The sequence below is a fragment of the Achromobacter sp. D7-1 genome, from assembly GCF_059760445.1.
The window spans coordinates 67,335-83,984 of the sequence record NZ_JCBAMT010000016.1; the positions used below are offsets into that span (position 1 = coordinate 67,335).

16 protein-coding genes are annotated in these 16,650 nt (G+C 66.3%); 4 read left to right on the forward strand and 12 right to left on the reverse strand.

Going from position 1 to position 16,650, the window contains the following annotated elements; translation table 11 throughout:
* The first annotated feature begins 147 nt into the window (after positions 1–147).
* Positions 148–1,398 carry an NnrS family protein gene (locus AC6LKD_RS09815; protein ID WP_041653492.1) on the forward strand — a complete coding sequence of 417 codons (1,251 nt, stop codon included), beginning with the start codon at positions 148–150 and terminating at the stop codon, positions 1,396–1,398.
* An 8-nt stretch (positions 1,399–1,406) separates the two neighbouring features.
* Here the strand turns inward: AC6LKD_RS09815 and AC6LKD_RS09820 are convergent, their stop codons facing one another.
* The 6 genes from AC6LKD_RS09820 to AC6LKD_RS09845 form a co-directional block, all read right to left on the reverse strand.
* Positions 1,407–2,222 (reverse strand): hypothetical protein, encoded by an 816-nt coding sequence (locus tag AC6LKD_RS09820; protein WP_498116046.1) that lies wholly within the window; start codon positions 2,220–2,222, stop codon positions 1,407–1,409.
* A 177-nt stretch (positions 2,223–2,399) separates the two neighbouring features.
* Complete coding sequence (locus AC6LKD_RS09825) at positions 2,400–2,606, reverse strand: hypothetical protein (protein WP_013393588.1); 207 nt, start codon at positions 2,604–2,606, stop codon at positions 2,400–2,402.
* A gap of 84 nt (positions 2,607–2,690) precedes the next feature.
* A complete protein-coding gene (locus AC6LKD_RS09830) occupies positions 2,691–2,957 on the reverse strand; it encodes a hypothetical protein (protein WP_498116047.1) in 267 nt (88 codons plus the stop codon).
* Between the two features lie 39 nt (positions 2,958–2,996).
* Positions 2,997–4,079: a flavodoxin family protein gene (locus AC6LKD_RS09835; protein WP_498116048.1), complete on the reverse strand. Its 1,083-nt coding sequence runs from the start codon at positions 4,077–4,079 to the stop codon at positions 2,997–2,999.
* The gene (locus AC6LKD_RS09840) at positions 4,076–4,666 is read right to left on the reverse strand and encodes a low affinity iron permease family protein (RefSeq protein WP_498116049.1); all 591 of its coding nucleotides are present in this window, start codon (positions 4,664–4,666) and stop codon (positions 4,076–4,078) included. The genes AC6LKD_RS09835 and AC6LKD_RS09840 overlap by 4 nt, the downstream gene beginning before the upstream one ends.
* 59 nt (positions 4,667–4,725) lie before the next feature.
* A complete protein-coding gene (locus AC6LKD_RS09845; protein WP_498116050.1) occupies positions 4,726–5,949 on the reverse strand; it encodes an FAD-dependent monooxygenase in 1,224 nt (407 codons plus the stop codon).
* 138 nt (positions 5,950–6,087) lie between these two features.
* Between AC6LKD_RS09845 and AC6LKD_RS09850 the strand changes: the two genes are divergently transcribed.
* Positions 6,088–7,005 (forward strand): LysR family transcriptional regulator, encoded by a 918-nt coding sequence (locus AC6LKD_RS09850; RefSeq protein WP_492274976.1) that lies wholly within the window; start codon positions 6,088–6,090, stop codon positions 7,003–7,005.
* Between the two features lie 39 nt (positions 7,006–7,044).
* Here AC6LKD_RS09850 and AC6LKD_RS09855 read toward each other — a convergent pair whose 3' ends face one another.
* From AC6LKD_RS09855 to AC6LKD_RS09880, 6 genes are all read right to left on the reverse strand, one after another.
* On the reverse strand, positions 7,045–8,916 hold the full coding sequence (locus tag AC6LKD_RS09855) for a PepSY-associated TM helix domain-containing protein (protein WP_498116051.1): 1,872 nt from the start codon (positions 8,914–8,916) through the stop codon (positions 7,045–7,047).
* A gap of 70 nt (positions 8,917–8,986) precedes the next feature.
* Positions 8,987–11,455, reverse strand: coding sequence for a TonB-dependent siderophore receptor (locus AC6LKD_RS09860; RefSeq protein WP_498116052.1), 2,469 nt, complete (start codon positions 11,453–11,455; stop codon positions 8,987–8,989).
* 121 nt (positions 11,456–11,576) lie between these two features.
* Entirely contained in the window at positions 11,577–12,641 is a 1,065-nt protein-coding gene (locus tag AC6LKD_RS09865; RefSeq protein ID WP_498116053.1) for a FecR family protein, read from the reverse strand.
* Positions 12,638–13,306: an RNA polymerase sigma factor gene (locus AC6LKD_RS09870; protein WP_498116054.1), complete on the reverse strand. Its 669-nt coding sequence runs from the start codon at positions 13,304–13,306 to the stop codon at positions 12,638–12,640. Before AC6LKD_RS09870 ends, AC6LKD_RS09865 begins: the two co-directional genes overlap by 4 nt.
* 107 nt (positions 13,307–13,413) lie before the next feature.
* A complete protein-coding gene (locus AC6LKD_RS09875; RefSeq protein WP_498116055.1) occupies positions 13,414–13,881 on the reverse strand; it encodes a hypothetical protein in 468 nt (155 codons plus the stop codon).
* Positions 13,882–14,053: 172 nt separating this feature from the next.
* Positions 14,054–14,902, reverse strand: coding sequence for a DUF4189 domain-containing protein (locus AC6LKD_RS09880; protein WP_498116056.1), 849 nt, complete (start codon positions 14,900–14,902; stop codon positions 14,054–14,056).
* Positions 14,903–15,272: 370 nt separating this feature from the next.
* Between AC6LKD_RS09880 and AC6LKD_RS09885 the strand changes: the two genes are divergently transcribed.
* Positions 15,273–15,836, forward strand: coding sequence for a hypothetical protein (locus tag AC6LKD_RS09885; protein WP_498116057.1), 564 nt, complete (start codon positions 15,273–15,275; stop codon positions 15,834–15,836).
* A 12-nt stretch (positions 15,837–15,848) separates the two neighbouring features.
* Positions 15,849–16,595 (forward strand): hypothetical protein, encoded by a 747-nt coding sequence (locus AC6LKD_RS09890; RefSeq protein WP_498116058.1) that lies wholly within the window; start codon positions 15,849–15,851, stop codon positions 16,593–16,595.
* Positions 16,596–16,650: the final 55 nt, after the last annotated feature.

The window sequence follows — 16,650 nt, forward strand, 5'->3', positions numbered from 1 at the left end:
CCTTGCCGATGTGACTAGTCACCCCTTTCTTGCCGGCCCGGCTTGCGCTGGATCAAGCCGCCGCGCTGGCGGGGACGCGCTGGACGCATTAATATGTATTTCAAATACACCTTTAAACGCATGCCGAAACGGCACCGCGCAGACCTCATGAGCACGCTGCTTAGCATCGAAGAACCCGCCGCGGTCCCAAGCCGTCCGCGCCCCCAATGGCGCGCCTTCACGGAAATGGGCTTCCGGCCGCTGTACCTGGCCGGCTGTTTCTGGGCGCTGGCGTCCGTGCTGTTGTGGGTGCATGCCCCTGCCCGCCTGACGGGCGTGTTGAATGGCATGTTCTGGCATGCGCACGAGATGCTGTGGGGCTTCGTCGCCACCATCGCCGTGGGATTCCTGCTGACGGCGGGCGCCAACTGGACCGGCAAGAACCCCTTGCGGGGCACGCCCCTGGCGGCGCTGTGCGCGGTCTGGATCGTGGCGCGCGCGGGCTATCTCGTGCCCGGACGCACGGCCTTCGTGGTGGCCGCTGCGGCGGACCTGCTGTTCTTCCTGTGGGCCGCGGGCGCGCTGGGCCGCGCCGTTGCCGTCACGCGCAACCAGCGCAATTACGGCATTCCCTTTCTGCTGCTGGGCCTGGCCGCGACCAACGCGCTCTATCTCTGGGCCTCGGTCCAGGGCGACTACTTCGCGCTGATGCGCTACTTCAATGCCGGCCTGCTGTGCATGGCGGTGCTGACGCTGCTGATCGCGCGCCGCGTCATCCCCTTCTTCGCCAAGCGCGCGGTGGCCGGGCTGGACATTCCGCCCCACACCCGCAGCGGCCATTGGCAGTTGGGTACCGGCATAGTCGCCATCGCCTGCCTGCTGGCGGGCCAGCCGCAGGCGGCCGCGCTGGCGCTGGCCGCCACCGGACTGATCGCCCTGGCGCAATGGATATCGTGGAAGCCCTGGGCGGTGCGAAAGGTGCCGCTGCTATGGATCCTGTACGCGGGTTATGGCGGCCTGGGCATAGGCCTCTTGGTGGGCGCGGCGCAACTGGCCGGCTATGTGCTGCGGCCGGCCTGGCCCGCGCACGTGATCGGCGTGGCCGGTTTCTCGGTGTTGATCCTGGGCATGGTCACGCGCACCGCGCTCGGCCACCTGGGGCGGCCGCTGCGGACCGACCGCAGCATGGTCTTGAGCTATGCGCTGATGATATTGGCGGCATTGCTGCGCCTGGCCGCCCTGCTCCCGACCGCCGCCACCATCGGCTTGCTACATGCCTCGGCGACGGCCTGGGCGCTGGCGTTCGGGCTATACCTGTGGCGCTTCTTCCCGATGATGATCCGGCCGCGCGCCGATGCGGGCAAGAGCGCCGCGCCGGTGATGAAGGTGGTGCCCGTCGCGCGGCGTCCGGCGGCCTGATCCTTACTTTAGCCGCGCCCTTCGCGGCGACGCGTGGCGGCCAGCTGCTGCTTCATGGCCTTGAGCCAGGCCTTGACCTGCTGCATGTCCGCGAACTGCGATAGTTCGAATTCGAGTTCGCCTATGTATTCCTGGGCGTCGGCGATCTCCGCGTCCAGGTCTTCCATCAGGTCCGCCGGGTCGATGGATTGCGCGGGATCGAAGTGGTACCTGGCTTTGAAGCCATCTTCCTCGGCCGCGATGTCGCGGGCCAGGATGGCGAGCTGCGCTTCCAGAGCCTGGTTGTACTGCGCGTAACGGTCCTCATCGAGGTCGGCCAGCCGATCGGGGCCGGCAGCCACCAGCGCCTCGATTTCCGCGAGCGCCTCGGGAGACGGTGCGACTCCCGGCAGCGCCGCTTCGTCTGCTTCCCCGTCCTCATCGTCCTCCAGCTCAGCGTCGTAGTCCGAACCGCCATGCTTGAGATACAGGGCCTTCAACCTCTCCACGTCGCATTCCGCCGGCGTGCCGTCCAGCACGATGGCGTCGAGCGTCTCCTCTGCCAGCTGCGCCGCGATCTCGGACGCCAGGGCGCGTTCCGCCTTGGTCAGCTCCTTCTGTTTGCAGGCATGGTCAAAGCAGGCCACCAGCCTGGCCTTCAGTTCGACCTCGTCCGTCTCCAGCGGCGCCAGCGCGTCCTCGTACTTCTTCTGGTATTCCGGCTGTACGGTCTGCCACCGGCGCAGGCGGGCGCGCTGCGCCTCCAGCGTCTGCGTGAGCGACTCGAATCTCTGGCGTTGCGGCGTTCCGGATGCCGGCGGCGCGGCGGACGTGTTTTCTTGCATGGGGAACCTGGGCAGGCGGCGCCATGGGCGCCTTGAAATGATCGGAGCGCCATTTTAGACGCGGCAGCGCCTGCCGAGGCCTCGATGCCTCGTTGCCTTGGCCCGGGCATGCGCCCTCGCGACTGCTGTCGCTCCCGCGCGCCGGCTTTGCGCGGGCGCGCAGTCCGGGTCTCGAGGCTATCGGTCAGCCGAGCCTTCGGCGGCGTTGTCCTCGGACGTCGTGTCGGCGGGCTCGATGTCCTCGTCTGGCACTTCGTCGCCCTGAGCGCTGTCGCTGGCATCGTCCGGGTTCACCGGCGGCGGACGATGGGCCGCAGTCCCGGGTGGCGGCACGGACGCCATCGTTATCGGATGCAAGGCCAACTCGAATTGGATCTGGGGCATCGCAGCACCTATCAGGAAGTGCGGCGAAATCCGCCGCAGCCAGGAATCAGCAAGCGCCATGCCACCAAGCCAGCGCAAGAGGCTTCAGAAGCGCGGATTCTTGCCGAACGGCACTTCCGTATCCGTCGGCTTTTCGAACGCCGCCGTGTCGCCATTCAGATCCGCGACGTGGATCTGGGCCAGCCGTGTCGCCTCATCGATGGCCACCTGGGCCGAAACGAAACGTTCCTCGATGGCTATCCGCTCTTGCGGCGAACCTGCGAGCGGTGGCACCAGCACGTATCCTATGCTCCAACTGCCCTGGTCCTCGATCGGACGCTCAAGCTCGAAATCCCATTTGGCGTTTTCCATGGGGCCTCCTGTCGAATCCTGCTTTCATGCTACTGCGGTTTACTTGGGCCGAGGATTGCGTATGCCCTGGTCCTGCGCCGCGAATTCGCCACGGCGCAAGCGCGGCAGGAAATTGGCCATGGCCCGAGCCACATTGCGCACTTCCTGCTGTACCGCCAGATCCTGGTCCAGATCGTCGTGGCTGGTGGCGTACGGGCGGTAGTAGCTGATGTAGCGGTCCAGCCGCGAAGCCGCGCCGGCGTCGATCAGCCCCATCCAGTCCAGCCAGTCCGCCAGCCCGCGCCGCTGCGATTCGATCCCGGCCACGTCCCCATGCACCACCAGGCCGTAGGCGCGGCCGGCCAGATGCTTGGGGTACGGCCAGCCGGCCAATTCGACCTGCTTGGCCTTCAGCGGATCCTTGCCGCCGGTCAGCGTGGGATCGGGATTGCCGCCATCCGCGCAGACCAGCCTGTCTATCATCAGTTTCAAGGGGCTGGGCGATTGATACCAGTAGGTGGGCGCAATCAGGATCACGCCGTGGGCCGCGACCCACTGCTCATAGATGCCGGCCATGGCGTCGTTGTCCTGCCCCAGCGAGTGGTTCGGGTAACAGCTGCACGGCCAATGGCATAAAGGCATCGCGGTCGACACGCAGCCTTTGCAGGGATGGATCTGGTATTGGTACTCGGACGTCAGGCGGCTGAGGTCCAGCATGTCGGTCTGCATGCCAGCCGTCTGCAATTCGCTCAGGACGATGCCCGCCAGCCGCCAGCTCTTGGAGACTTCGCCCGGACAGGTGCCATCATTGCGCGCGGCGCCGACGACGACCAGGACGCGCGATGCCGCGCCCGGATCCCGCTGCGCCACGGCGGCGCGCTCCAGCCGGTCGCGCGTTTCCTTCCATTCGGCCGACAAGTCGTAATCGGGATCGGCGTAGCCCGGTCCGGCCTTGACGGTGACGGGCGACTTGCGGCCCTCTTCATAGGCGTTCCAGGCGATCGCTTCCAGGCGTTCCAGCGCCTCGCGCTCAACCCGGAAGGCGGGATCGTAGAAGCGCCGCATGAAGCGCAAGCGGAACTCCTCGCGCGTAAGCGGGCCTGCGTATTGCCCCTTGCGCACCATCGGTTTGGTTTCGCTCATGGCTTTCTCCGGCTATGCATGCGCTGGCGTCGTTCCTTCCTGGCGCGCGCCGTGCAGGCGGCGGCCAGGGCCAGCAGCTTGTCTTCGTCCAGGCGCTCGGCGTCGACCAGTCGTTCGTCCGCGCCCTTGAGCGCGATCAGCAGTTCATCCAATTTCAGATGCAGCGCCTCGCTGTCCTTGTTCTGGCTTTGCTGGATAAGGAAAACCATCAGGAAGGTCACAATGGTCGTCCCCGTATTGATCACCAACTGCCAGACTTCAGAATAGGCAAAGGCCGGCCCGGACGCGCCCCAGATGATCACCGTGATGAGCGCCAGCCCGAACGCGATCGGCGACCCCGCCCACCTTGTCACATGGGCGGCGAAATGATCGAAAAAGCGGGATATTGGATTGGTGCGGCCGGCTGAGGCGCGGCCGGCTGAGGCGCGGCGGGCTACGGCTCGGCGGGCTTTGCCACTGCCGACTTTGGCACTGCCGGCTTTGGCGCGGCCGGCTACGGCATGGCCGGCTGAGGCTCGAGCAGTACCTTCGGCGCGGTCCGATCGCCTACCGGGTGACTGCCGTTTGAAAATGCGGGTGCTCGGCATGGTGGTGTTCCAGTCCAACCGGACATGACACTCAGCAAGCCGCGTGCCCGCGCTCCCCTTCAGACGCGATACAGGCTGCCGAAGCCCATTTCCTCTTCCACCGATACATCCAAACCGCCGGGCATCGGCAAGTCTTGAGCCCATCCTCGCGCCAGGGCTTGCGCGTCGCGCACGGGATCGGACGCCTTGGCGCGCTCGTCCCGCATGCGGCAGGTTGCGGGATCGGTGGCGAACAGGCCGCGCGCAAACCCCCGCGCCTGTTCGATCAACTGCGTGGTCTTGGGAACGCGTATCTGGGCAAAGTCCCGCAGGGCTGCATCCAGCCCCGGGTCCGCGCCGTCCAGGCATCGGGCCAGATGCCAGGCATCCTCCAGCGCCTGGCACGCGCCCTGCCCCGATGTCGGCAAGGGCGCATGCGCCGCATCGCCCACCAACAGCACATTGGCCCGGCTCCAGGTTTTCAGGGGCTCCAGATCATGCACGGCGATCAGGTGGATGGCGTGCGCCGGCGTTGCGCGGATGATGCGGGCGACAGGCTCGGGCCAGCCGCCGAACAAGGTCTCGACCTCCTGGCGCAGGTCGGCGGCAGAAGCCGCCGCGGGCAAGGGCCGCGCCTGCGCCCCCGCCCAATAGACCAGCCCCGGCCGCACCGTCACGGCGCCGAAGCGCTCGCCCGCACCCCAATAGTCCTGGATGGCGATTTCATCGACCAGCGCGCTGTCCGCCTGCGCCACGCCTATCCAGTTCACGAAGCCCTGATACACCGGCTTGCTATCGCCCGCAACGAATCGGCGAGCCACCGAATCCATGCGGCCATCGGCGCCGATGAGCAGGTCCGGACGGATACTCAGACCATTCTCGAACCGCGCCACGGCCCGGCCATCGTCGTCCAGATCGATCGCCAGCGCCCGATGCCCATATTCCACCGGAATGCCGGCGCGCGACACGTGGTCCAACAGCACTGCCAGCAGGTCCCGGCGCAGTATCGTGTGGCTGGGATATCCCATTATCCGGTCCAGCAACGCGATATCAAGGCCGCCCAAGGGATTGCCTGCCGCATCCTGGCGGCGCATCGCAACCGGCCGCCCGCCCACCGCCGCGATGTCCTGCAGCAACCCCAGTTCCTCCAACACAAAGCCGGCATTGGGCCAGAGCGTCACGCCAGCCCCCATGGTCGCCGGCCCTGCCCGGCGCTCGTAGACCCGCGGCTTGTGCCCCTGCTTGCGCAAAGCCAGCGCCACGCTCAAGCCCGCAATGCCGCCCCCCAATATTCCGATTTCCACGCTGCAGCGCTCCAGTAAAGACCGCCCGCACGCACCACCGGCGGCGGCACGTCAAACGATGACAACATCTTAGGTTTCGCCACTGAAGAGAACTAGCGTGTAAAAATGGGGCGGTTTAATACCTCAAATGGGATAATCATGCGCGATGCCCTGGACCTGAACACCGTCCGCGTCTATGCGGCGGTCGTCGACGAACAGAGCTTCGCCGGCGCAGCCCGGCTGCTGGCCTTGCCTTCGTCCAACGTCAGCCGCCACGTCGCCTCCCTGGAACGCAAGCTGGGCGTGCGCCTGCTGGAACGCAGCACCCGCCACCTGCGCATGACCGAAGCCGGCAGGCTGCTGTACGAACGCGCCAAGCCCTTGCTCGACGTCCTGCTCGCCACCGAGGAAGAACTGGGTGCGGCGCAACGCGAGCTGCGCGGCCCCCTGAAGATGTGCATGCCCGGCGAAGCTCCAAGACTCTTGGCTCCCATCCTGGCCGAATTCTGCAGCCTGCACCCCGGCGTGGAACTGGAATGCGACACGCGCATGAACGGCCTGGAGGCGCTGCGGGAGGAAGACGTGGATCTCGCCATCGTTTTCCATCGGGGCCGCCAGGACGACAGCGCCTTCATCACCCGCGAATTGGCCACCCTGCCCAGCGTCGTCGTCGCCGCGCCTGGCTTGCTGGCCAAGACCGGCACGCCACGCCACGCGCGGGAACTCAAGTCCCTGCCCTGCATCACCACGCTGAACGCGCTAAAAGGCCAGCCCTGGCAATTTGTCGACGCCGCCGGCGCGATCATCAAGGTGCCGGTCCGCAGCCGCTATCGCGTCAATAGCGGCGAACTCGCGGGCGCTGGCGCGCGACAAGGCATAGGCTTCGCGATACTGGCGGCCTTTGGCTGCCAGGAAGACCTTGCAGCAGGCCGTCTGGTGGAAGTGCCGCTGGATCTGCGGCCGGCTCCGCTGCAATTGCTGGGGGCTTATAGCCACCGGCATTCCGCCACCGCGCGGGTGCGAGGGCTGCTGGAGCTGATGCAGGCGCGATTGAGAGGGACAGGAAACGATTCCTGACCTCTCCCCCTTCCGGGTTGCGGATAGAGCCATTCGTCTCTATGCGCGCAGACCGAGCACGACCACACCAGACATCAGGCAAGCCACGGCGATCAGCGTCCACGCTCGTCCCGCGCTACGGGCGCCGAACACGCCCACCCCGATCGCGGTGTACACGACAAAGCTCAAAAGCGTTGCAGCCAGCACGCCGACGGCCGGCGATGCGCCAGCCACGGCCGGCCACGTCAGCGCCAGCGCCGACATGGCCAGGGCGGACAGCAGATAGCCGCCTGCGGCTGCCGCCAGCACGCGGCTGACGATCCCCCATCGATGCGCCGCGGCGGCGCCGCTGGCGGCCTGCGTCTTTCGTGACGGCTGCGCGACGCCTGCCGGCGCATCCTTCCAGTGCCGCCGCAGCGCGCGGACCATGTATGCCAGCAGCAGGCCGGATGCGAGCGCGGTGAGTTCCACTGCCGCCGGCAGTTGCTCTCCGCTGGCGGCATAAGTCCACAAATGACGGCCCGTCGTAGCCCAGTTCAATATCGGCAACCCCAGGCAGAGCACGGCCGCCGCGGCCAGTTGCTCGATCCAGGCCAGGCGCGGCGCGCGCCAGAAGGCGTGGACCAAGGTGGCCGCCCACGCGGCAAAGAAGAAACGGATCTCCCAGGCGCTGCGGTCCGGCCAGGCCGCCGGGATCAGCCGGTTGCCATAAAAGTATGCAATGCTAGCCAAAGCAATGCCCGCCAGCGCCGCGACGTTCAAGGCCTCGACGCAGCGGTAGACCCGCGCCGTGGCCGCGCCGAACTCGTGCTCGCTCTTCTTGCGCCGCTTGATGGAAAACAGCAGCGTACCGATGGCGATCATGGCGGTGCCCATCAAGCCGCTGAAGAAATACAGCCATTTGATGGCCCATCCGCCAAAGTCCGCCTTGTGCAGGACTTCGATCGTCTCGTGGACCTGCTTCGCAGCCACCTCCTCGTGATGGGCGGGCACAAGCTGCAAGACCGCTCCGCTGTCCGCATCGAATGCCACCCGGCTGCTCTCGGTGAGCAGGCGCGGCGCCGCGCCGGCCAAGGGCTTGCGGCCGGACACCAAGACGACGCTGCGCGCGTCGCCCGGATGATCGATGGTGATCCGCGCCGCGTCCTGTCCCGTCAGCTCGCGTGCCCTCGACAACAAGAGGTAGAGATCCGGAACTGCGCCAACGCCCTGCCCTGCGATGCGAGGCGCAGGCGGGGTGGGCGCAAGCTCCGCCTGGTAGCGGCGATAGGCGCCGGCGTCACCGCCATATGCCGCATGCAGCGGCCAAGGCATGTAGCTGGTGTAGAAGAACGCCAGCCCGGTGTAGCCGATCATGAACAGGAACGGCAGCGTCAACACCGCCGTGGCATTGTGCGCGTCGAGCCAGCTGCGCAGTCCCTTGCCCGGCCGGAAGGTGAAAAAGTCCTTGAAGATGCGCTTGTGCACCACCACGCCGGAGACCAGTGCGACCAGCATGCACATGGATATCCAGCCCACCAGCCAGTAGCCCGGCAGGCCGCCGTGCAGGGTGTAGTGGAAGGACATGAAATGCCGGCCGCCTTCGGTCTCGCGTATCTGGGGCGCGGGCTGCACCGCGCCCGTGCGGGAGTCCAGCCAGGCCTCATGACGGGCGCCATCGCCCGTGCGCCAGGACAGTTGCACGGGCCAGCCTGGCTGAGCCGGCAAAGAGATATCCCAGGCGGAAGCCGCCGCTGCCCGGGATGACAGCTCCTGCGTAGCGCGCGCCAGCCACTGTCGCGCGTCGGCGGTCTCGGCGGCGGGAGCCGGCGGCGGCCCCGCTTCCATCCAGCGCGTGATGGGCTCCCGGAACACGCTGAGCGTGCCGGTCAGGAAAATCGCGCACAGCAGCCAGCCACAGGTCAGGCCGCACCAAGTGTGCAGCCAGGACATGCTCTGGCGGAATCCCCCCTTCACGACTGCGTCCGCAGGCGGCCGCAAGGACCGCCAGGCGCATGGCCGGTCACAGCGTCCCCCGCAAGGTCAGCATCACATTGCGAGGTTCGCCATAATGGTTGCCGCGCCGGATCTGGCTGACCATGCCGTAATAGTCCTTGTCGAACGCGTTCGCCACGTTCAGGCTGGCGGACCAGTGCTTGTTGATGCGATAGCCTGCGCGCAGATCCCATACTGCGCGGCCGGGCGCGCCCATCCGCACCGACTCGTCGTCGTAGGCATCGTATGAGTAGCCGCTTTGCGCCGACACGCCGCCGCCGACGCTGAAGGCATTCCAGCGGCCCGGCAGTTGGTACGTGGTGGACAGGCGGAACAGATGGCGCGGGGTCTCCGCGCTGATCGTCCCACCCTCGTCGTCGCGGCTGGTGAGGTAGGTATAGCCTGCCATCACCTGCCAGCCCGGCGCGAGCGCGCCGCTCGCTTCCAGTTCGAAGCCCTTGCTGCGCAGGGTGCCGCCGTTGCGATAGCAAACGGGGTTGCCCTGCGTCCCCGGGCAGCTTCCGGTGGCCGCCATGTCTTCCACCGCGATGCCGGACTTCTTCACGGCGAACACCGCCGCGGAAACGTTCAGGCGTCCGTCGTAGAGTTCACCCTTCACCCCAGCCTCGTAGTTGGCGCCGATGGTCGGGTCCAGTGGCTTGCCCGAAGACGTTACGTAGCTGCTCTGCGGCTGGTAGGTGTCCGCATAGCTGGTGTAGACGGACCATTGCTGGTCCAGGTCGTAGACCAGTCCGGCATAGGGCGTGAACTCATGTTTCTGCTCATAGTCCCGAGTTTTTTCGCCTGTCAGCCCATCATTGGACCGGTATTTCAACCAGCTGAACTTGCCGCCCAGCAACAAGTGCAGCGGGTCCGCCAGTTGCAGCCGCATGCTGCCGTACAGGCTGGTCTGCTCCAGCCGCGACGTTTCCCCGCCGTCCCAGGCCGGACGCGCCGGTTTCGGGATGGAGGAATGGTCAGGGTCATACACGTTGATGGGCGTGTCGTTGTCCAGATACGCCCATTTCTGGTTGACGCGCTGACGCGACCAGCTGGCGCCGAGCAGGACCTGGTGCGTGCCGCCCAGCGCCTGGAAACTGCCCGTGGTGTTCAGGTCGATGCCGTCGCTCTTCACGTGCGCATTGTTGAAATAGATGGTGTAGAAGCTCGAGCCCACGCCGGTCGCCCGATCCACGCCACCCCTCGGAATGGCCACGCGCTGATCCAGGTCGACCTCGGTATGGTTGAGCGACAGGCGCGCCTTCCAGTCCTTGTTGAACCGGTGCTCGGTTTCAGCGAACACTTCGTTCACCTCGCCCTTCTGCCGGTTCCAGTCCTGAAGCAACGAGATCGAGCGCGAAACGTCCAGCGCACCGCCGTCGGTATAGCGCGGCAGGCCGAAAATCCAGTAGCCGTCCGTGTCGGTGGCTTGGTGGCGCGCGCCGAACGTCAGCGTCGTGTCGCTCCCTAGATCGGCGTCGATAACGCCGTAGGCCAGGGGCGATTTCGACTTGGTGCCGTCGTAGAAGTAATGGCGGTCCTGGTACGCGGTGACCAGCCGGCCGCGTACCGTGCCGGACTCGTTGAGCGGGCCGCCGCCGTCGAGTTCCATGCGGTAGTTATCCCAGGAACCCACCGTCGTGAATCCCTCGAAATGGCCTTCGCTGCGCGGACGCTTGCGCACCATGTTGATCGCGCCGCTGGGATCCGCCGAGCCCAGCATCAAGCCAGCCGCGCCGCGCAGCACCTCAACCCGGTCAAAGACGGCGGTGTCGATGGGCAGCCAACCGACCGGGGCGTAGACCACGCCGGCCACGCCGTCGACCAGGTAGTTGCTGTCGTCCACCGTGAACCCGCGTATCGAGAACTTGTGGTTGCCAAAGTTTCTTGCCGACTTCGTTACGCCTGTCGTCTGCGCCAGCGCCTCGTCCAGCGTGGTCAGGTTTTTATCGGTGAGCAACTGGCGCGTAAGCACGCTGACCGACTGCGGTGTTTCCCTGACCGACTGCGTCATCTTGCTGATCGTGATGGCATCGCTGGTGTACGAGCCGGTTCCTTCGGTGGTCGGCCCCCCCATGCCACTGCCGGTGACCGTCACCGATTGCAGCGTCACCGCGTCGGACGAGGACTGCCCGACCACCGTCAAGGTGTACACGTTCGGCCTGGCGCTGTTGACGCGCACGTTCGTGCCGGACAGCAATTGATCCAGCGCTTCCCGCGGCGCATATCGGCCATTGACCGCCGGCGCGTGCTTGCCCGCCACCACCGCCTCATCGAACAGCACCTGATGCCGGGACTGCTCCGAAAACAGTCTCAAGGCATGTTCCAGCGGCTGCGCCGGAATGCTGAAATCCACCTGCGCCTGCTGCGCCTGTACCGCGGCGGGCGATGCCAGAACGGCAAGCGCGCACGCCACCATCACCGGCATGGCCCTGAGCTGCATGCCCGCCGTCAACGCGCCGCCAGCAAGCGCGTCTTTCAACAATCCCCGTCCCATTCCCACTCCCATCGTTGTTGGCCGCTACCGGCCTTGCGGGAGTAAACGGATTGCGGGACGGGATTGGGAACCCGCGCACCGCATGCAAACAAAAATAATTTTCAGCTAGATTGCCGGACACTCAGCGGTCCAGGATGAGATAGCCGCCGTCGGGCGCGCGCTTGACCTGCACCGGCAGCAAATCCGGCAAGGCTTCCAGGAATGCGGCGGGCGCGTTGGTCGCGGCGAAGCCCGAGACGGGCAAGGACTTCAAGCCCGGGCTGGCCAGCGCCACCGGCTTGCCCAAGTACTGCGCGACTTCCTGGGCCACCTCGCCCAAGGGCGTGCGCCGGTACACCAGACGGCCATTGCGCCATCCGCCCACGCCGTCCGGCACTGCCGCCACCGCCTGATAGCTGGCGTTTCGCACGTCCACGGTCACGCCTTGCTCCGCGCCCAGCGCCAACTCCGACCCGGCCTTGCCGCGATCGGGCTGCACCCGCACACGGCCATGCGACACCTTGACTATGACTTCATCCTGCGTGTTGCGCACATTAAAGGCCGTGCCCACCACGGTGATCCGGCTTTGGCGCGCATCGACGGTAAATGGCCGGCCTGTGTCCGGCGCCACGTCGAAGAACCCTTCGCCCTGGTTCAGCACCAGTTCGCGGCGCCGCGGATAGTAGCGGACCTCCAGCGTGCTGCCGAAATTCAGCGCGACATGGGAGCCGTCGGGCAGGTCCAGCTGGCGCACCTCTCCCGCCGCCGTGCTCACGCTCAGCACATAGCCGGGCGTGTTGTCCCAGCGATACCAGCCGTAGCCGCCGCCCACGACCAGCGCCGCACAGGCGGCGGCGAGAGCTTTCGAGAAGACGGGTTGCCCCAGCAACGCCCCCCAGAATCCTCGCTGGACGGCTCGGCGGCCGGATGCATTTTTCGGCGCTTTTCGCGGTGAGGATCTGGTTGGACTTGGGGCGGCCTGCCCGTCGGAGGCCAGCGCAGGCCGCGGCGCCTGCGACAAGTCCTGCCAGGTTCGCGATACTCGCGAATACGCCTGCCGATGCGCGGGCTTGGCATCCAGCCAGACATGCAGCTCCTGCTCATCAGCGTCCGACCAGCTGGCGTCCTGGCGGCGCACCAGCCACTCGGCCGCCGCCTCGTGCAAGGCAAGCGTGTCCGGCGTAGCGGAGGAAGACGGGTCGGTCATGACGAGGCGGAGTCGCTATTGTTGTTATTGTCCAGGCCGGCGTCATCGCCAGCGGGCCGATGCAATTGCTGCATCTGCGCAACCGTAGCATAGTGCACCCGGACCTCGCAGTAGGCGATGGCGCGCGCCAGATGCTTGACGACCATGCGCCGCGATATCTGCATGCGGGCGGCGACTTCGTCCTGGGTCAGTCCATCGAAACGGCTCAGCACAAAGGCTTCGCGCTGGCGCTCGGGGAGTTCCTGCAAGGCAGCGCCCAGCCGCTCCAGACGCTGTTGATGCGCCGCCGCGCGCATGGGACATGAGGCATCACCCGCCGCCAGCGCCTGCACGCCTACTTCGGCCTCATCGAACGACACCGTCTGCAGCCGCCGACCCGCCTTGCGTTCGCGGAACTCGTCGGCCACGCCGTTCAACACCGTCCTGCGCAAGTAGGCGCCCTGCTCATCCGTGGAGTCCAACGCGGGACTGGCCGCCACCCATTTGACGACCCCATCGTGCAGCGCATCTTCGGCGCTGCCAATGCTGCCCTTGAACCGGGCCAGGCCACGCATGAGCGGCAGCCGCCAGCGCGCGTAGGCTTTGGCGATCGCGCTGGCGTTCCCGTTCGTGTCGTCGGTGGATGCGGGCGTCGTGTTGGACGCCAGCAAAGGGTTGCGGCTCATGCGGCGCAGGTCGTTTGAAAGTGGCCGGATTGTACTGAGATCTATTCTCAATCGCAAATCAAAGCCGCCCCGCGCCGTTCATCGGTCAGCCCTGCAACCCTCGCGGATCACGGTGCCACTTGATACCCGCGCTGCTGCATGCAAGTGCTATACGTGGAGGCGGCTGCCGAATTCTGCTGCGACGCTTCAGCTCGATCCTGACGGCGGCCCTGGCGTTGCCGCGAACCGCCCACGACCATCCCTGCCGCCGCCGCGTCCTTGGCCTGGTTCTGCCGGTATTGCTGCTTGGCGTCATCGCTCATCCGATCGTAGACCTCCTCGTGCTGATTGCCGCGCGCGCCGGCTACCACCGCACCCGCTGCCGCGCCGGCTGCTGCGCCGCGGACGCGCCCGCCGGATTTAGGATCGTCCGTGCTGGCGCTGGCGCCGCTGCCTGCTAGGGCCTGGCATGCGCTGATGTCTTGTTGGGTGGTTTGGGGCGACTGCCCTTTGAGCGGCGTTACCGTCTGTGCGGCGGCGCACAGGCAGAACAGGGAAAGAAGCGTCGCGGTACTGGGGTATATGGACTTTTTCATGAAAAGCTCCATCGGTGGCGAGAGACCCCGGAGCTTGCAGTGTAGCGCCGAGCCCCTCGCCTGAACCACCTGTCTTTGCCTGTTGAGGCGTAATTACATAATGCCCGCATTACGCGACAGCAGGCCATGCTACAGGCGCAATCCACGCCGGAGAGTCGCCAGAAGGCCTCCCTCAGTTGGCCTTCTCGTCCTCGCCCTTGTACCCGCTGATATATGCGCGCCCTGAGCAGCGCACGAAGGCCACGCAGGTCAGGCCGCCGCTCTTGGCGTTGCAAGTGGCGCGCGCTTCGTTGCGCGCGGCCACGGGGTCCGGGTTCTTCGCGGTGAAGCTGGTGCCGCGGCCCTCGCTGCCCTTGCCCCAGGCCATGCCGACGCAGGTATCGGTGTAGGTGAGCACCGTGCGGCAGCCGACGCAGTCTTCCCATTTGAGCAAGGCGTCGACCGCTTCCTTCTCGCTCGGATAGCCGTCGGCGTAGGTCAGTTGGCCCGACTCCTTCTCGGCCACGGAACCCCAGTAGCCGCGCGAATCCAGCTTGGCCGACAGGGCTTCGAGCTGGGCGGGCGTGGCGGTGTCGGGCGCCTTCAGTTCGGCCTCGCTGTAGCCGGGACCGGCGCACAAGGGCATGACGGCAAGCTTGCACTTGCCGTCGGCGCTGTCGTTGGTGCAGGTGCGGATCGCCTTCTTCGCGGCAACTTCCGACGACACGCTGGTGCCCCAGAAAAGGTCATTGCGCGAATTGCGCGAGAACGCCACGCAGCTGTCCGAAAACGAGGTGACGCTCTTGCAGCCCTTGCCGCCAGCTTTGTTGCACTTGGCCAGCGCGGCGTCCTGCGCTTCCTTGGTGGAGGTTTCGGGCATGACCCAATACAGCTTGGCGTGCGCTTCGTCGGTGGCCACGGCGCCGTAGAGCGTATCGGCATGCGCTGCGGGCGCGGCGGCGAGGCTCAGTGCCAACGCGCCTGCGCCGGCCAGTGCGGCCACTGTGGAACGGAACTGAAGCAGCAATCGCGCGAGCATCATGGGTGTGCAATATCCAGTGGTTTGGGCGCCGCGCAGCCCCGCGATGCCTGATCGCCAAGGCGCCCCGGGGCGCAGAACGCGCGGATCGTAGCACGTTACAGTTTGTCTTCCGCCAGCCGGTTTGGCGCGTTTCCAGGTATTACGTAACCAATTTTGCGGTGCCTGAAAACTGATGTGCCACTTTTTTTTCGGTAACATCGGCCCCTTCCGGCGCAGCGTTGCGCGGGCGCTTGCAGGTTCTCCGCTGCCTTGTCAGCGTTGCGGCCGAGCGATACGACTCGTCACGAAACGAAACCAAAACAAGACAAAATCTTGCGGTCGCTGAATTATGTTGCGGCACGCCGGATCTTTGAGGGAGCTTGGGCTCAGCATGAATACATCGCGACTCCGTTCGACCTGGTGGCTGGGCCGCGCCCTGCCGGTGTCGCTGGCCCTGGCCGCCCTGGCCGGCTGCGCGCCGATGCCCACCGGAGGCAGCTCGACGCTGCCCTCGCTGACCAATATCTTCTCGTCCGGGCTCTCGTTCTCGCCCAGCGTGAACGTGGCCAAGAACATGAAGGGCCGCCCAGTCGCCGACGCCATCACGGCGCTGGGCGAGCCGTCGAAAAAGCGCGGGGTGGGCAACACCATGGAGCTGATCTGGTCCGACTACCAGACCGCACCCTATACCGAATGGGTTTCGACCGGCACCTCGCAGCAGGTGGTGGGCATGATCCCGGCCACCTCGACCAGCGCCGCCACGCCCGTGTTCCAGAATACCAACCACGGCTACTACAGCGGCCGCACCAGGGTCTACGAATGCAGCGTGGTGATGCGCATGCAGAACAGCATCATCATCGACAGCCAGGTGGACGGCAACGTCTGCCCCGAGTTCATCGCCGCGCTGCGCAAATGGGCCGGTGAGCGCGAAGCCAACAACTACCGCAGCAAGTAAGGCGCAGACCCCTTGTCGAGCAAACTCGGAGCACGCCGCTTCCTCGCAGCGACGGCTGACGCCATCCGCCAGCAGGGCCGCGCCATGCTGGCCGCCGCGCCTTGGTCCTTGGCGGTATTCACCCTGTCGCTGCCCTTCGCCTTGTTGATTGCCAACCTGTTCCCGTACGGAGGCTGGTTGTTTCTCGCCTTGGCACTGATCAATCTGATCGCCTTGGCGCGCATGACGTTCGCCTGGCATTGCGTGGTCGCTCTGCCAGCCTCGCCAGGCGTCGCCGCCGCCCGCGGCGGCACGGCGCAAGCCCGCCATCTGGCGCTGCTCGGCGTGCTGGTCATCGCGGCGACGGCTGTGGCCCGCGCCACCGGGGACCTGCCCTATGTGATCTACATGGTGCTGGGCGGGTCGAACGACAATCTGTTCTGGGGCGCCCTGTTCGCCTCGCTGGCGTTGATCTGGGCGCCGGTGCTGTACGCGCTTGCGGTGTATGGTCTGGGACTGCCGCGCGCGGCAGTGACCGGCGAGTACGGTTTTCGCGGCGCGCGGGGCGCGATGCCTTACAAGCGCTGGCCGCTGATGCTCGCGCTCTTGCTGCTGGTCGCGATGGCGGGCCACGCCGGCTCCAGCTTGCGCATGCTCGCGTATGACTACATGGCCACCGAGCTGGCGCAGAGCGCGGTGAGCGTGCTGCTTTGCATTCCGATCACGTTCGCGGTGGCAACGATGTATGCCGTCGCGTATCGCGATTCGGTCAAGAGGTAGGCACAAGGCGCCAGGGCGAGGCCCCGCCGCCACGTGGTCGATCACTCACGGTCCA

What these genes read in the sequence shown, in the direction of transcription:
- AC6LKD_RS09835 (WP_498116048.1), bottom strand. Translation starts at nt 4,079, where the DNA reads ATGAGCGAAACCAAACCGATGGTGCGCAAGGGGCAATACGCAGGCCCG.
- AC6LKD_RS09865 (WP_498116053.1), bottom strand. Translation starts at nt 12,641, where the DNA reads ATGACCGACCCGTCTTCCTCCGCTACGCCGGACACGCTTGCCTTGCAC.
- AC6LKD_RS09855 (WP_498116051.1), bottom strand. Translation starts at nt 8,916, where the DNA reads ATGTCCTGGCTGCACACTTGGTGCGGCCTGACCTGTGGCTGGCTGCTG.
- AC6LKD_RS09880 (WP_498116056.1), bottom strand. Translation starts at nt 14,902, where the DNA reads ATGATGCTCGCGCGATTGCTGCTTCAGTTCCGTTCCACAGTGGCCGCA.
- AC6LKD_RS09825 (WP_013393588.1), bottom strand. Translation starts at nt 2,606, where the DNA reads ATGCCCCAGATCCAATTCGAGTTGGCCTTGCATCCGATAACGATGGCG.
- AC6LKD_RS09850 (WP_492274976.1), top strand. Translation starts at nt 6,088, where the DNA reads ATGCGCGATGCCCTGGACCTGAACACCGTCCGCGTCTATGCGGCGGTC.
- AC6LKD_RS09820 (WP_498116046.1), bottom strand. Translation starts at nt 2,222, where the DNA reads ATGCAAGAAAACACGTCCGCCGCGCCGCCGGCATCCGGAACGCCGCAA.
- AC6LKD_RS09830 (WP_498116047.1), bottom strand. Translation starts at nt 2,957, where the DNA reads ATGGAAAACGCCAAATGGGATTTCGAGCTTGAGCGTCCGATCGAGGAC.
- AC6LKD_RS09885 (WP_498116057.1), top strand. Translation starts at nt 15,273, where the DNA reads ATGAATACATCGCGACTCCGTTCGACCTGGTGGCTGGGCCGCGCCCTG.
- AC6LKD_RS09840 (WP_498116049.1), bottom strand. Translation starts at nt 4,666, where the DNA reads ATGCCGAGCACCCGCATTTTCAAACGGCAGTCACCCGGTAGGCGATCG.
- AC6LKD_RS09870 (WP_498116054.1), bottom strand. Translation starts at nt 13,306, where the DNA reads ATGAGCCGCAACCCTTTGCTGGCGTCCAACACGACGCCCGCATCCACC.
- AC6LKD_RS09875 (WP_498116055.1), bottom strand. Translation starts at nt 13,881, where the DNA reads ATGAAAAAGTCCATATACCCCAGTACCGCGACGCTTCTTTCCCTGTTC.
- AC6LKD_RS09815 (WP_041653492.1), top strand. Translation starts at nt 148, where the DNA reads ATGAGCACGCTGCTTAGCATCGAAGAACCCGCCGCGGTCCCAAGCCGT.
- AC6LKD_RS09860 (WP_498116052.1), bottom strand. Translation starts at nt 11,455, where the DNA reads ATGGGACGGGGATTGTTGAAAGACGCGCTTGCTGGCGGCGCGTTGACG.